The sequence below is a fragment of the Actinocorallia libanotica genome (assembly GCF_039525175.1).
In the GTDB taxonomy this organism is placed as follows: domain Bacteria; phylum Actinomycetota; class Actinomycetes; order Streptosporangiales; family Streptosporangiaceae; genus Actinocorallia; species Actinocorallia libanotica.
The window spans coordinates 1-13,633 of record NZ_BAAAHH010000003.1; the positions used below are offsets into that span (position 1 = coordinate 1).

Sequence of the window (13,633 nt, forward strand, 5' to 3'; positions counted from 1 at the left end):
CGACCACGCCGGAGCCGCCGTCGGCGGCCTCCAGCACCGCGGCTCGCGGCGGGCCGGCCGGGTGCGCGCCGACGAGCCGCCACGCGCCGGGCGTGCGCATCGCGCTGCGCGCCGGGACGTCCAGCTCGCGCCAGTCGAGCGCGAACGCCTCGACCCAGGTGTCCACGCCCGGCGGGACGATCCTGGCGGCCGCCTCGGCGGAGTCCTCGGCGACGGTCTCGCCGGTCTCCACCAGCTGGGTGAGGGTCTCGGCCACCTGGCCGAGCGTGGCGGTGGCGTAGCCGGTCGGCGCGGCGGGCCGGTCCAGGCCGAGCCGCTTCATCGCCTCGCCGACGATCTGCCCCACCACGATCGAGCTGAGGTGCAGGTCGTCCAGGAACTTGCTGTCGGCCTGCACCGACTCCAGGGGGAACTCGGCGAACTCGGCGACCATCGTGCGCAGGAGCAGCAGCGGGTCGGCGGTGTCGTCGCCGGCGGACGCCGCGGCGGCGGGCGCGCCGCCCGGGGCGGGCGCGGTGCTCACCAGCAGCGCCGGGTCCACCTCGGGGGTGGTCTCGCACGGGTTGGCCAGGAAGCGCGGCTCGGCCTCGGGGTCGAACGGCCGGTTGAACCGGCCGGAGAACAGCTCCCCGACCCGCACGCCCGCGCCGAGCACGAACGCCGCGCCGAGCGTCTGCAGCAGCCCGGCCAGGGACTCCTCGTCGGTCCGCGTCGCCACGGCCGGGACGTCGGTGATCTCGCGGGCCAGCCCGGTCAGCACCTGGCCGGGACCGACCTCGATGAGCAGGTCGGCGTCCTTGGCGGCCTCGGCGAGCGCCTCGGCGAACCGCACGGGCGCGGTGATCTGCTCGCGCAGCAGCTCCCGGGGGTCCTCGGCGACGGCCGCCGCGGTGACGGTCGAGACGACGCGGCGGCGCACGGGGCCGGGCCGCTCCTCGGCCAGCCGGGCGGCGAACGCGTCGGCGGCGGGGGAGACCAGGGGCGAGTGGAAGGCGTGCGAGACCGGCAGCCGCACCGCCGACAGGCCCGCCCGGGTCGCGGCGGCGACCACGCGGGTGACGGCCTCGGCGGGGCCGGAGACGACGGTCTGGCCGGGGGAGTTGTACCCGGCGACCACGACCGGCTCGCCGCCCAGCAGCGGGGCGACGGCCGCGGCGTCGGCGGCGATGCTCGCCATCGCGCCGCCGCTCTCCGACAGCTCGCTCATCGCCCTGTCCCGGGCGGCGGCGATGCGCAGCAGCGCGTCCTCGTCGTAGGAGCCGCCCCAGTGCAGGGCGACGAGCTCGCCGAGGCTGTGGCCGACCGCGGCGCGCGCCTGGACGCCGAACCGGTCGAGCAGCCGCAGGCCCGCGGCCGAGGCGGTGACGATCCGGGGCTGGGCCACGGCCGTGTCGACCTGGTCGCCGCCGGAGGGCAGCGCGGCACGCTCGTACAGCTCCTCGACCTCCTCGAAGCGGCGGCGCAGCTCGCGGCCGGAGGCGTTGGAGCCCGAGCCCTGGCCGGGGAACATCAGCACCACGCGCGGCAGCTCGCCGAGCGTGCCGACGAACACGCCGCCCAGCGGGTCGAGGTGGCGTTCGGCTCCGGCGAGCGCGGCGACCTGGCGGAGCCGGTCGGCGAGCTGACGCGGGGTGCTGGCCACGACGGCGGCGCGCCGGGTCCGGTGGCCCAGCCTGCCGGAGAGGTGCGCGGCGAGGTCGGGCAGCTCGGCGCGGGACATGCCTTCGGCGGTGGCCGACAGCGCGGTCGCCGCGGCGGCCAGCTCGTCGGCGGTGTCGGCGACCAGGCAGAACAGCTCGGTGTCCTGCGGCGAGCTGAGGATCGCGCGGGTGCGGCCGTCCACGCGGGGCCGCGAGGGGCGCGCGGATTCCACCACCACGTGGGTGTTGATGCCGCCGAAGCCCATCGCGCTGACGCCCGCGCGCAGCGGCGCGCCCTCCGGCCAGGCCTCGCCCTTGGGCAGGGCGCGCAGGGCGCCCTCGGTGAGGATCGGGTGCGGCCGCTCGCAGCCGGTGGTCGGCGGCAGCACCGCGTGGTGGACGGCCTGGACCGCCTTGATCAGCCCGGCCACGCCCGCGGCGGCCTTGGTGTGCCCGATGTTGGCCTTGACCGAGCCGATCACGGCGGGGGCGGCGCCCGGGTCGGCGGCGTTGCGGGCGTCGCTGATCGTCTGGAGCTCGGCGGCGTCGCCGACGGCCGTGCCGGTGCCGTGGCCCTCGAAGTAGGGCACCTCCTCGACGCCGAACCCGGCGCGGCGGTAGGCGCGGTCGATGCAGATGCGCTGGCCGTCGGTCTCGGGCCGGGTGATGCCGCCCGCGCCGTCGGAGGACATGCCCCAGCCGCTGACGATGCCGTGGATGCGGTGGCCGCGCGCCAGGGCGTCCTCCTCGCGCATCAGCACGACCATGCCCGCGCCCTCGCCGGGCCAGAACCCGGCCGAGCGCTGGTCGTACACGCGCATGTCGTCGGTGGCCAGGGCGCCGGCGCGGGAGAAGCCGATCAGCTCGTTGGGGTCGATGCTGATGTCGACGCCGCCCGCGACCGCGACGTCCATGTCCCCGGCGACGAGCGCGTTGCAGGAGGTGATGAGGGACAGCAGGGACGAGGCGCACGCCCCGTCGACGGTGTAGCCGCCGCCGTTGAAGTCGAAGTGGTTGCAGACGCGGCCCGCGATCGTGTTGGCCAGGCCGCCCGCGAGGTAGTCGCCGTCGGGGACGGGGAAGGGCGCCTTGTAGTCGTGCTCCATCCGGCCGAGGATCTCGGCGAGGTCCTCGCGGTCGAGCCTGCCCTCCAGGGCCCCGGCGACGATCCGCCGCACGTAGGGCCAGCGCAGCCGGATTCCGGCGGCGCGCTGCCCCTCGCCGGTCAGCGAGTTGCCGATGACCACGCCGGTGGACTCCAGCGGGGCGCCCTTGCCGTCGGGGAACCCGGCGTCGGCCAGCGCCTCGGCCGCGACCTCCAGGGCCAGCCAGTGCACCATGTCGGTGTTGCGGTAGGTGGTCCCGGCGACCTTGAAGCGCAGCCGGTCGAACTCCCAGTCGCGCAGCAGCGCGGCCTCGGTCGAGTAGAAGTGGTCGGGAGCGGACTTGTCGGGCGACCAGTAGTCCTCCATCCGGATGCGCTCCGGGGGGAGGCGGCGGAAGGAGCGGCGTCCGGCCAGGACGTTCTCCCACAGTTCGGCGGGGTTGGCCGCGTCCGGGAAACGGCAGGCCATGCCGATGATGGCGATGCGAGGGGACATGGAACGGGAACTCCAGGTAAAGGGGTGCGGAAAAGGCGGCGTCAGCGGCCGAGACGGTGCAGGGCGTTCACGCGCAGCGCGCGCAGCAGCGCGGGCGGTGAGACGAACTCCTTCACGTCGATGAGCCGTCCGGCGAACCGCTGGTGGTGTCGGGCCGCGGCGGCGTCCCGCGCGGCGGCGGAGAGCAGGAGCTTCTCGAACGGGTTGAACGGGCGGACGGAGGCGTAGTCCTCCATCAGCTTGTGGTGGCCGTCGAGGGCGGAGCGGTGCGTGCGCCCGTACTCCTCCAGCCCCTCGCCCGGCCCCGCGGCACAGGCCTCGGCGAGCCACTGCGCGGACTGCAGGGCCCAGCCGATGCCCACGCCCCACACGGGGTCGGTGGCCAGCGCCGCGTCGCCGACGAGCGCGAGGCCCGGCCGGTGCGGCTTGCGGTAGACGTTGGGCAGGTCGAACGTGCCGATCACCTTCGACACCCGCTCGCCCTCGTCGATGGGAGGGGCGTCGGGCAGGGCGCGGATGAAGCGCTCGTAGGAGCCCTCCATGTCGCGCCGGAAGTCGGCGGAGTGCCTCTCCTTGGCGGGCGAGCAGGCGACCACCGTGATGTCGCCGTCGTTGGGGAAGGCGAAGGCGGTGTCGGGGTCCAGGAACCACACCCGGCTGGGCGCCGGTGGCAGTCCCCGGTACTGGGCGAAGAACCCGAGGCGGTTGTTGGCGCTGACCCGCGCGGGCAGGCCGCTGTGCGCGGCGACGGTGGAGCCGCGGCCGTCGGCGCCGACGGTGAGCCGGGCGGTGATGGTCCGCCCGCCGGTGCGCACCCCGGTGATCCGGCCGTCCTCCTCCAGCAGTCCGGCGACCTGCTCGCCGAGCATCAGGTCCACGCCCGGCGTCCCGGCGGCGGCACGCCGCAGGACGGGGTCGAGGGTGGAACGGCGGACGTTGAGCCCCTGCGGCAGCGGGGGGCCGCCCGGCTCGGGGCGCGGCCGGATCCAGCCCCAGGGCGTCCACAGCTCGGTGACGTGCGGCAGCGCGCCCGCGGCCTCCAGTTCCGGCAGCACCCCCAGGGTCTTCAGGACGGGCAGGGCCCCGGGCTGGAGGGTGTGGGTGCACAGCACCTTGTGGGCGTCGATGGTGGTGCGCTTCTCCAGCAGCGCGACCCGTGCTCCGCGCGCCGCGAAGAACATCGCGGCCGCGCAGCCGGCCGTGCTCGCCCCCGCGACCACGACGTCGTATTCGTCGGACAAAGGGCTCTCTCCCCGATTTGTTACTCGTTGGTAAGAGCCAGCCTGCCGGGTGTGATCTTGCTCGGTCCAATACTCATTGGGTACTGGTCGGTAATACTGTGCCGGTATGTCAGTTGATCTTCGTCTGATGCGTTACGTGATCGCCGTCGCCGACGAGGGCGGCTTCCAGAGCGCCGCGCGGAGGCTGAACATGGCACAACCCCCGCTGAGCCGGCAGATCCGCGACCTGGAACGACAGCTGGGGGTCGTGCTCTTCGAACGCAGGCCCACCCGGCTCACCGAGGCCGGCCGACAGTTCGTCGCCAGCGCCCGCAGGATCGTCGAGGACGCCGACCGGCTCGTACGGGAGCTGGGCCAGGGCGGGTCCGTCGAGCTGACGGGCACCGTGCGGGTGGGCTACCTTCCCGCCGCCGGCTACGACACCGTCCCGATGCTGGAGCGGGCCGTGGCCGAGGAGCACCCCGGCATCACCCTGGAGGCGGTCAGGCACTGGGCGCCCGACCGCGCCCTCCTGGACGGGGAGGTCGAGGTCGTGCTGACGCGCTGCGCGCCCGCGCACCCCCGGCTGGCCCGCCGCACCCTGCGCGGGGAGCACCTGGTGGCGCTGCTGCCGGCCACCCACCCCAAGGCGAACGCCGGCGGCGTCACGCTGCGCGACCTGCGCGGCCACACCTTCTGCTACTTCCCCCGCCGCCGCGCCCCGGCCTACCACGACGCGGTCATGGCCGCCCTGTCCAGCACCGGCGAGAACTTCACCGTCTGGGAGCACCCGATCCCCAACGACCCGCTCAACTTCACCGTCATCCCCTCCTCGACCGTCCCCCACGTCCCCGACGGCCTGGCCGTGCTGCCGATCCTCGACCCGCTCCCGGCGTTCGACCTGGAGCTGCTGTGGAACGCCCGCGCCGCCGACCCCGTGACCGGGGCCGTCGTGGCGACCGCCCTGCTCCTGGCCCGCCGGGAGGGCTGGACCGACGGCGAGGCCTGGGAATAATCCGGTTCCCTTACCGCGATCTTCGCGGGAGACTGGCGCGATGACCGAACTGCGGCTGCCCGAGATGGGCCTCGTGTTGCTGATCGGAGTGTCGGGGTCGGGCAAGTCCCACTTCGCGGCCCGGCACTTCAGGCCGAGCCAGGTGGTCTCCTCCGACCACTGCAGGCTGGTGGTCGCCGACGACGAGAACGACCAGTCGGCGACGGGCGACGCGTTCGACCTGCTGCACCACATCGTGGCGACGCGGCTGCGCCGGGGGCTGCTCACGGTGGTGGACGCCACGAACGTCCAGCCCAAGGCCCGCGAGGCGCTGCTGCGGATCGCCAAGGACCACGACGTGCTCAGCGTGGGCATCGTCCTGGACGTGCCGGAGGCGCTGGCCAAGGCCCGCAACGCGCTGCGGCCCGAACGGCGGCTCCCGGACCACGTCATCCCCAGGCAGCGGCGCGAGCTGCGCCGGGGGATGCGCGGGATCGGCCGCGAGTTCAAACGCCACTACGTCCTGGACGGCGAGGCCGAGATCGACGCGGCGACCATCGTCTACGAGAAGGCGTGGACGGACAAGCGCGAGCTCACCGGCCCGTTCGACCTCATCGGCGACGTCCACGGCTGCCGCGCCGAGCTGGAGCGGCTGCTGGAGGAGCTGGGCTACGGGCTGCGCCGGGACGAGCGGGGCCGTCCCGTCGGCGCGCACCACCCGTCCCGTCAGGCGGTCTTCCTCGGCGACCTCGTCGACCGCGGCCCCGACACCCCCGGCGTGCTGCGGCTGGCGATGGGCATGGTCGCCGACGGCGACGCCCTGTGCATCCCGGGCAACCACGAGAACAAGCTGCTGCGCGCCCTGCGCGGGCGGAAGGTCACGGTCTCGCACGGACTCGCCGAGTCGCTGGCGCAGCTGGAGGCCGAGACCGAGGAGTTCCGCCGCGAGGCGGTGCGGTTCATGGACGGCCTCGTCAGCCACTACGTCCTGGACGGAGGACGGCTCGTCGTCGCGCACGCCGGGCTCAAGGAGGAGTACCACGGCCGCGCCTCCGGCCGGGTGCGCTCGTTCGCGCTGTACGGCGAGACGACGGGGGAGACCGACGAGTACGGCCTGCCGGTGCGCTACCCGTGGGCGGGGGAGTACCGGGGCGAGGCGATGGTCGTCTACGGCCACACCCCGGTGCCGGGCCCCGAGTGGACCAACAACACCCTGTGCGTCGACACCGGCGTGGTCTTCGGCGGCAGGCTCACCGCGCTGCGCTACCCGGAGAAGGAGCTGGTCTCCGTCCCCGCCGAGCGGGTCTGGTACGAGCCGGTCAAGCCGTTCCCCGCGGCGGAGAAGGAGGCGCCGGAGGGCGCGCACCGCGAGCTCGACACCCTGCGCGTCACGGACGTGCTGGGCTCCGGCGGGGTGGAGACCGCGCTGCTGGGCCGTGTCGCCGTCCGCGAGGAGAACGCGATGGCCGCGCTGGAGGTGATGAGCCGGTTCGCGGTGGACCCGCGCTGGCTGGTCTACCTTCCCCCGACCATGGCGCCCGTGGCGACGTCCGGTCTGGAGCACTACCTGGAGCACCCGGCGGAGGCGTTCTCCGCCTACCGGTCCCAGGGCGCGCGCCACGTCGTCTGCGAGGAGAAGCACATGGGCTCCCGCGCGGTCGTGGTCGTCTGCCGGGACGAGGAGGCCGCCCGCGCCCGCTTCGGCGTCGACGACGGCTCCACGGGCGCCGTCCACACCCGCACGGGCCGCGCGTTCTTCTCCTCCGGCGACCTCACCGAGGAGTTCCTCGCCCGGGTCCGCACGGCGGTGACGAAGGCCGGCCTGTGGGCGGAGCTCGACACCTCGTGGCTGGTGCTGGACTGCGAGCTGCTGCCCTGGTCGGCCAAGGCCGAGGAGCTCCTGCGCGTCCAGTACGCGGCGACCGGCGCCGCCGCCCGCGCCGCCCTGCCCGCCGCGGCGTCCGTTCTGGAGCTGGCGAAGGCACGGGGGCTGGAGGTGGGCCCGCTCCTGGACCGGGTCGTGAGCCGGGAGCACAACGCGGCGCTCTTCAGCGACGCCTACGCCCGCTACTGCTGGCCCACGGACGGCCTGGAGGGCGTGCGGCTGGCGCCCTTCCAGCTCCTGGCGAGCCAGGGCCGCTCCCACCTGGCGGGCGCCGTCGACCACCGCGCGCACCTGGAGCTGGCCGACCGCCTGGCCGCGGCCGACCCGTCGGGGCTGGTCCGCCCCACGGCGGCGCGCTTCGTGGACCTGGCCGACCCGGCTTCGGAGGCGGCCGCCACCGAGTGGTGGCTGTCCCTGACCGAGGCGGGCGGCGAGGGCATGGTCGTCAAGCCGCTGGACGCCGCGCCCGCCACCGGGCCGGACCGCCGCGACCTCCTCCAGCCGGGCCTGAAGGTGCGGGGCCGCGAGTACCTGCGCATCATCTACGGGCCCGACTACACCGACCCGCACCAGCTGGTCCGGCTGCGGGAGCGCTTCCTCGGCCGCAAGCGCTCCCTGGCGCTGCGCGAGTACGCGCTGGGCGTGGAGTCCCTGTCCCGCCTGGCCGGCGGCGATCCGCTCTGGCGGGTCCACCAGGCGGTCTTCGCGGTGCTGGCGCTGGAGTCCGAGCCGGTCGACCCGCGCCTGTGACCTCCGGGAACGGCCGAGGGCGGCGCCGAAAGGCGCCGCCCTCGGGCGGTCCGAACCGGGGGGACCGGGGGAACCGGAAGATCAGGTGGAGAAGAGCATGCCGAAGAGGCTGCCGCCGTGGTGGTGGCGGGGGTGGTGATGGTGGACCACCTGCGCGGGCGGGGCGGCCCAGCCGGGGGCGGCGGCCGCCGGCGGCGGCGGGGACTGGCGCCACTGGCTCTCGATGCGGGCGAGGGTCTCCAGCTCGCCGTAGTCGAGGAAGATCCCGCGACACATCTCACACTGTTCGATGTGGACCCCGTTGCGGTCGAAGGTCCGCATCGTGCCGCGACACTTCGGGCACTGAAGCATTTCCGCCACCTTTCCAGCACGGCTCATGCCGCGACAGGCGTTTTTGTTGGCACCTTACGCCATCAGCATGGAGCAAGGCTGCCAATACGGTCACACGTGGCGATAAGGGCTGACTCGTACTCGTCGAGCCGCCGGTTCTCGTCCACAGCATGTGAGACGCAGCGGGCGGCCGTTTGGATCGCCAGAGCGCGGGCCGGAATGTCGAGTCCCTGCCAGGGGTCGCCGGTCACGGCGGTTCCGCCGTGCGCGCGGTAGGCGTCCAGGAAGCGGGTCCAGATCGCCGGGTCCAAGACGCCCGAGGCGAAGAACGCGGCGGGCCGCGCCAGATCCCAGACCGGGTCGCCCCGGCCGAGGTCGTCCAGGTCGATCAGGCGCCAGGCGCCGTCGTGGCGGACCAGCTGGCCGAGGTGGAAGTCGCCGTGGACCAGCCGGGCCGGGCCCTCGGGCTCCAGGACCGGCGGCAGGCGGGCGTAGGCGCGCCGGACGACCGGGGTGGCGGGGTGGTCGGCGGGCAGGTCCCGGGCGAGGACCTCGTGGACCCGGATCGGCGCCCGCTGCCGCGGCAGGCCGGGAGGCAGCGGCCGGGCGTGCAGCTCGGCCAGCAGCCGGGCCGCCTCCTCCCAGGGCACGTTCGCCGGGGCGGCGGGGTCGACCGGCTGTCCGGCGGGCCACACCGACACCAGGCGGCCGGAGATCCGGCGCACCGGTCCCAGGGGGGCCAGCAGCAGGTCGGGATGGGCGGCGGCGACCGCGACCCTGGCCTGCAGATCCGTGGCCCCGTCCTGGTGGGACTTGGCGACGACCTCGCCCACGCGCACCACCAGGACGTCGCGCCGCTGGTAGAGAATGGCGGGGTCACCGGTCCCGCCCGCGTCCCGAGCCACTTCGGTGAGAACTTCCCGCACCCCTCCAGTCAATCATTCCGCCGTATACCGTGAAGGGAACACCTCGGAATCCAGGTGAATGGCAAACGAGTCATGACACACTGGGGCCGACTGTGTCATACCGTAATCGGGGGGTAGTGATCGACTACTGTGAGTGGATCACTCGCGGGCGTGCTGGTGTGACGGCCGTCTCGCTGAGTAAGCTCCCCCGAATCGTTCATCTTCCTAGGAGTTGGAGAGATAGTGCCCGGTCGTCGTGAACCGGAGGGCGCGGCCCTGGCCATCGCCCGCGGTGCCGGACCCTGGCTGGTCCCCGGCCTCGTCGGAGCGGCGGGAGCCGTTCTGCTGAGCCGGAGGTCGCGGTACCGCGCCCTGGTGGGCACCGCCGCGGCGGCCACCGCCGCGGGCCTGACCTGGTTCTTCCGTGACCCGCCCCGCCACGGCGAGGGCCGGGTGCTGTCGGGCGCGGACGGGAAGGTGCAGAGCATCGACCCCTGGCCCGACGGGCGGACCCGGGTCGCGGTCTTCATGAGCCCCCTGGACGTGCACGTCAACCGGGCGCCCATGGCGGGCAAGATCCTCTCCGTCGAGCACGTCCCGGGCGGGCACGTTCCGGCGTTCGACAAGGAGAGCGACCGCAACGAGCGGGTCGTGTGGCGTTTCGAGACCGAGATCGGCGAGCTGGAGTGCGTCCAGATCGCCGGGACCGTGGCCCGCCGCATCGTCCCCTACCTGGAGGACGGCGCCACGGTGGAGCAGGGCGAGCGCCTCGGCCTGATCCGCTTCGGCTCCCGCTTCGATGTGTACCTGCCGCCCGGCATCCGCCCGGCGGTCGTCGTCGGACAGAGGACCCGTGCCGGTGAGACGCGACTTGTCAGCGATTGAGCCGGAGGCCGTGCCGACCGAGCGGCTCTCCCCGGCGGACTTCCTCACCCTGGGCAACGCGCTGTGCGGCATCGCCGCGCTGCGCAGCATCATGGTGCAGGGCGACTTCCGGGGCACCGACGAGCAGTTCTTCGCCGGTGCGGTCCTCCTCATGCTCATCGGGGCGATCTGCGACCTCTTCGACGGGCGCATGGCCCGCCGCTGGCGCAGCACCCCGTACGGCCCCCACCTGGACAACCTCGCCGACGTGATCACCTTCGGCCTGGTGCCCGCCGCGATGACCCTGGCCTGGGCCGGGTTCGCCTCCCAGTGGGCGCTGCCCGCGATGGCGGCGGCGGCCGCGTTCTTCCTGGCGATCGTGGTGCGGCTGGCCAGATACGTGACGGCCGCCCCCGAACCGGGGATCTTCCGCGGCATGCCCGCGCCGCTGTGCGCGTTCACCGTGGTCTCGATCATCGTGCTGTCGCCGCCGATCCCGGTGGCGCTGGCGGCGATCGCCTGCGTGGCGGCCCTGGCGGTCAGCCGGCTGCCCTTCCCCAAGCCCGGCAGCCGCACCCTCGCCGGGATGATGGTCGCCTGGGCCGTCGTCGGCGGCCTGTCGGTCGTCGCCTGGGCCGCGGGCATCCCCGGCGGCGGGGAGTGGATGCGCTTCACCGCCGCCACCGAGCTGCTGGCCGCCTGCACCATCCCGGTGATCATGCTCAGGCTGCGCCGCGCCATGCGGGTGGCGCACGCCGTCCCGCGCACCCGCCGCCGCACGCTGCGCCGCCCCCGCCGGGTGAGCGTCCGCCGCCGCGCCGGGGAACGGGTCAGGACCGGCAGGCACTGACCTCCGACCCGCGAGCAAGCCCCCGCCCCGGCCGTCCCGGCCGGGGCGTCCTCTTTCCCGGAGGCCGACCATCGACGCCATCACCCTGGTGGAAGAGCACACGATCCTGTCCGTCGTGACCGGCTCCCGCGCCTACGGCCTGGACACCGCCGGCAGCGACGTCGACCGCAGGGGCGTCTTCGCGGCGCCCACGGAGCTGTTCTGGCGGCTGGACAAGCCGCCCACCCATCTGGACGGCCCGCTGCCCGAGCAGTTCTCCTGGGAGGTCGAGCGCTTCTGCGGGCTGGCCCTGGCCGCCAACCCCACCGTCCTGGAGTGCCTGTGGTCGCCGCTGGTGGAGAAGACCACCGCGGAGGGGGAGGAGCTGCGCGCCCTGGGCCCGGCCTTCCTCTCCCGCAGGGCGCACCAGACGTTCCTGCGCTATGCCGAGCGGCAGTTCCAGCGCGCCACTCCGGCCGGCGACGGCCCGGTCAGGTGGAAGCACATCATGCACCTGCTGCGCCTGCTGATCTCCGGCCGCCACCTCGTGGAGACGGGCGAGCCGCTCGTGGACGTCACGCCCCACCGGGAGCGCCTGCTGGCGGTCCGCCGGGGCGAGCGGACCTGGGCGGAGGTCACCGCCTGGCGCGAGGAGCTCCTCGCGGGCCTGGACGCCGCCCTGGCCGGCACCCCCCTGCCCGAGGCCCCCGACCGCGCCGCCGTCGAGGACTTCCTGGTCTCCGTCCGGAGGAGAGCCCTGTGAACCCGCCCGAGCCGCCCGAGCTGCCCGAGGACGTCTGCCCCTACCCCCGCGTCTTCGTGACGGTCAGCGGGGCGCACCTGTACGGCTTCCCCTCGCGGGACTCCGACCTGGACCTGCGCGGCGCGCACCTCCTGCCGCCGGAGGAGGTGGTGGGGCTCGTCCAGGGGCCCGAGACCCTCACCTGGATGTCGCCGGACCGCCAGACCGACCTGGTCACCCACGACCTGCTCAAGTTCTGCCGCCTCCTGCGCAAGCGCAACGGCTACGTCCTGGAGCAGCTCCTGTCGCCTCTGGTCCGGGAGACGACGCCCGTCCACGAGGAGCTCACGGCCCTGGCCCCGAGCCTGGTCACCCGCCACCACGCCCACCACTACCTGGGCTTCGCCCGCACCCAGTGGCGGCTGCACGAGCGGACCGGCGAGCTCAAGCCCCTGCTCTACACCTTCCGGGTGCTGCTCACCGGGATCCATCTGATGCGCACGGGCGAGGTCCTGTGCGACCTGAACGAGCTGGAGGGCGGCCCGGCGTACCTGCCGGAGCTGATCGGGCTCAAGCGCTCCGCCGAGCACGTCGCGGCGCCCGCCGGCGACTTCGCGCCGGACGTCGCGGCGCTGACGGCCCGGCTGGAGGAGGAGCAGGCCGCCTCGCGGCTGCCCGAGGAGCCGCGGGACGGCACCGCCCTGCACGACCTCGTCGTCCGGGTCCGGCTGGCGGGCGGGGGAGGACCGGCGCCGCGCGACTGTGCTTGAATGTTCAAGCAACTCGGCGCCGGAGCCCTCCGCGGCCTCCGCCCGACCGGCCCCGCGGGGTCAGCGGACCTCCACCGGGCCCGGCCGGGCAACGGGCCCGGTGGAGCCGCGCACCACGAGCTCGGGGCGGTAGAGCAGCTCCCCGCGCGGCACGCGGTTGCCGTTCAGCTCCTCCAGCAGGTAGTTGACCGCGGAGATGCTCATCTCGCGGACCGGCTGGCGGATCGTGGTGAGCGGGGGGTCCAGGTAGGGGACGAGGGGGGAGTCGTCGAACCCCACCACCGACACGTCCTCGGGGACCCGCAGGCCGCGCTGCCGGGCGGCGCGGATCGCGCCGATCGCCAGGATGTCGCTGCCGCAGCAGATCGCGGTGCAGCCGCGGTCCAGCAGGCGGGAGGCGGCCGCCTGGCCGCCCTCCACGGTGAACAGCGACGGCGTGATCAGCTCGTCGGCCTCGGCGGCGCCGAGGCCCAGCCCCGACGCCACCGCCCGGCGGAACCCCTCGGCCTTGCGGATCGAGGGCACGAACCGCTCCTGGCCGAGCGCCAGCCCGATCCGGGTGTGGCCGAGCGAGATCAGGTGCGCCACGCCCAGCTCGATCGAGGCGGCGTCGTCGTTGGAGATGAACGGCGCGTCGACGCCCTCCCGGTACCCGTTTATCAGGACCAGCGGCAGGCCCCGCTCGGTCAGCCGGGCATAGCGGTCCAGCGCGGCGGTGGAGTCGGCGTGCATGCCGCTGACCACGATGATCCCGGCCACCCCGCGCTCCAGCAGGAGGTCGGTGTAGTCGTCCTCCCGGATCCCGCCGGGGGTCTGGGTGCACAGCACCGAGGTGTACCCGGACGCGGCCAGCGCCGTCTCGATCACCTGGGCGAACACCGGGAACACCGGGTTGGTCAGCTCCGGCACGATCAGCCCGATCAGCCCCGTCCGCTGCGGGCGCAGCCGGGCCGGCCGCTCGTATCCCAGGACGTCCAGCGCGGAGAGCACCGCCTGCCGTGTCGCGGTGGAGACGTTCGGCTTGCCGTTGAGCACGCGGCTCACGGTCGCCTCACTGACCCCAGCCTGCTCGGCGATGTCCGACAGCCGTGTCACCATGGGCC

The 13,633-nt window shown here is 74.2% G+C and carries 11 protein-coding genes; 6 read left to right on the forward strand and 5 right to left on the reverse strand.

The features are described 5' to 3' along the window. Positions 1 to 3,241: type I polyketide synthase (locus ABD140_RS05250; protein WP_344237290.1), on the reverse strand; the 3,241-nt coding region annotated here is incomplete at its 3' end. A 41-nt stretch (positions 3,242 to 3,282) separates the two neighbouring features. Beyond that, a complete protein-coding gene (locus ABD140_RS05255; RefSeq protein WP_344237293.1) occupies positions 3,283 to 4,482 on the reverse strand; it encodes an NAD(P)/FAD-dependent oxidoreductase in 1,200 nt (399 codons plus the stop codon). 127 nt (positions 4,483 to 4,609) lie between these two features. Here ABD140_RS05255 and ABD140_RS05260 point away from each other — a divergent pair, with 127 nt between their 5' ends. Both ABD140_RS05260 and ABD140_RS05265 read left to right on the forward strand, forming a co-directional pair. After that, positions 4,610 to 5,476, forward strand: a complete 867-nt coding sequence (locus ABD140_RS05260; protein WP_344237295.1) for a LysR family transcriptional regulator — start codon at positions 4,610 to 4,612, stop codon at positions 5,474 to 5,476. 40 nt (positions 5,477 to 5,516) lie between these two features. Continuing rightward, the gene (locus tag ABD140_RS05265; RefSeq protein WP_344237297.1) at positions 5,517 to 8,090 is read left to right on the forward strand and encodes a polynucleotide kinase-phosphatase; all 2,574 of its coding nucleotides are present in this window, start codon (positions 5,517 to 5,519) and stop codon (positions 8,088 to 8,090) included. A gap of 81 nt (positions 8,091 to 8,171) precedes the next feature. Here the strand turns inward: ABD140_RS05265 and ABD140_RS05270 are convergent, their stop codons facing one another. Both ABD140_RS05270 and ABD140_RS05275 read right to left on the reverse strand, forming a co-directional pair. After that, positions 8,172 to 8,468, reverse strand: a complete 297-nt coding sequence (locus tag ABD140_RS05270; protein ID WP_344237299.1) for a TFIIB-type zinc ribbon-containing protein — start codon at positions 8,466 to 8,468, stop codon at positions 8,172 to 8,174. A 35-nt stretch (positions 8,469 to 8,503) separates the two neighbouring features. Next, positions 8,504 to 9,346, reverse strand: a complete 843-nt coding sequence (locus ABD140_RS05275; RefSeq protein WP_344237302.1) for a phosphotransferase — start codon at positions 9,344 to 9,346, stop codon at positions 8,504 to 8,506. Positions 9,347 to 9,568: 222 nt separating this feature from the next. Here ABD140_RS05275 and ABD140_RS05280 point away from each other — a divergent pair, with 222 nt between their 5' ends. The 4 genes from ABD140_RS05280 (at position 9,569) to ABD140_RS05295 (ending at position 12,530) form a co-directional block, all read left to right on the forward strand. Beyond that, positions 9,569 to 10,210 carry a phosphatidylserine decarboxylase gene (locus ABD140_RS05280; RefSeq protein ID WP_344237304.1) on the forward strand — a complete coding sequence of 214 codons (642 nt, stop codon included), beginning with the start codon at positions 9,569 to 9,571 and terminating at the stop codon, positions 10,208 to 10,210. Further along, complete coding sequence (locus ABD140_RS05285) at positions 10,197 to 11,039, forward strand: CDP-alcohol phosphatidyltransferase family protein (RefSeq protein WP_344237306.1); 843 nt, start codon at positions 10,197 to 10,199, stop codon at positions 11,037 to 11,039. Before ABD140_RS05280 ends, ABD140_RS05285 begins: the two co-directional genes overlap by 14 nt. An 88-nt stretch (positions 11,040 to 11,127) precedes the next feature. Continuing rightward, positions 11,128 to 11,781: a nucleotidyltransferase domain-containing protein gene (locus ABD140_RS05290; protein ID WP_344237309.1), complete on the forward strand. Its 654-nt coding sequence runs from the start codon at positions 11,128 to 11,130 to the stop codon at positions 11,779 to 11,781. Then, positions 11,778 to 12,530, forward strand: coding sequence for a nucleotidyltransferase domain-containing protein (locus ABD140_RS05295; RefSeq protein ID WP_344237311.1), 753 nt, complete (start codon positions 11,778 to 11,780; stop codon positions 12,528 to 12,530). The genes ABD140_RS05290 and ABD140_RS05295 overlap by 4 nt, the downstream gene beginning before the upstream one ends. A 60-nt stretch (positions 12,531 to 12,590) precedes the next feature. Here the strand turns inward: ABD140_RS05295 and ABD140_RS05300 are convergent, their stop codons facing one another. Continuing rightward, the gene (locus ABD140_RS05300; RefSeq protein WP_344237313.1) at positions 12,591 to 13,628 is read right to left on the reverse strand and encodes a LacI family DNA-binding transcriptional regulator; all 1,038 of its coding nucleotides are present in this window, start codon (positions 13,626 to 13,628) and stop codon (positions 12,591 to 12,593) included. Between the last annotated feature and the right edge of the window lie 5 nt (positions 13,629 to 13,633).

Excerpts from the sequence above, each read along its gene's own strand:
- ABD140_RS05260 (WP_344237295.1), top strand. The coding sequence starts at position 4,610 with ATGCGTTACGTGATCGCCGTCGCCGACGAGGGCGGCTTCCAGAGCGCC.
- ABD140_RS05265 (WP_344237297.1), top strand. The coding sequence starts at position 5,517 with ATGACCGAACTGCGGCTGCCCGAGATGGGCCTCGTGTTGCTGATCGGA.
- ABD140_RS05270 (WP_344237299.1), bottom strand. The coding sequence starts at position 8,468 with ATGAGCCGTGCTGGAAAGGTGGCGGAAATGCTTCAGTGCCCGAAGTGT.
- ABD140_RS05300 (WP_344237313.1), bottom strand. The coding sequence starts at position 13,628 with ATGGTGACACGGCTGTCGGACATCGCCGAGCAGGCTGGGGTCAGTGAG.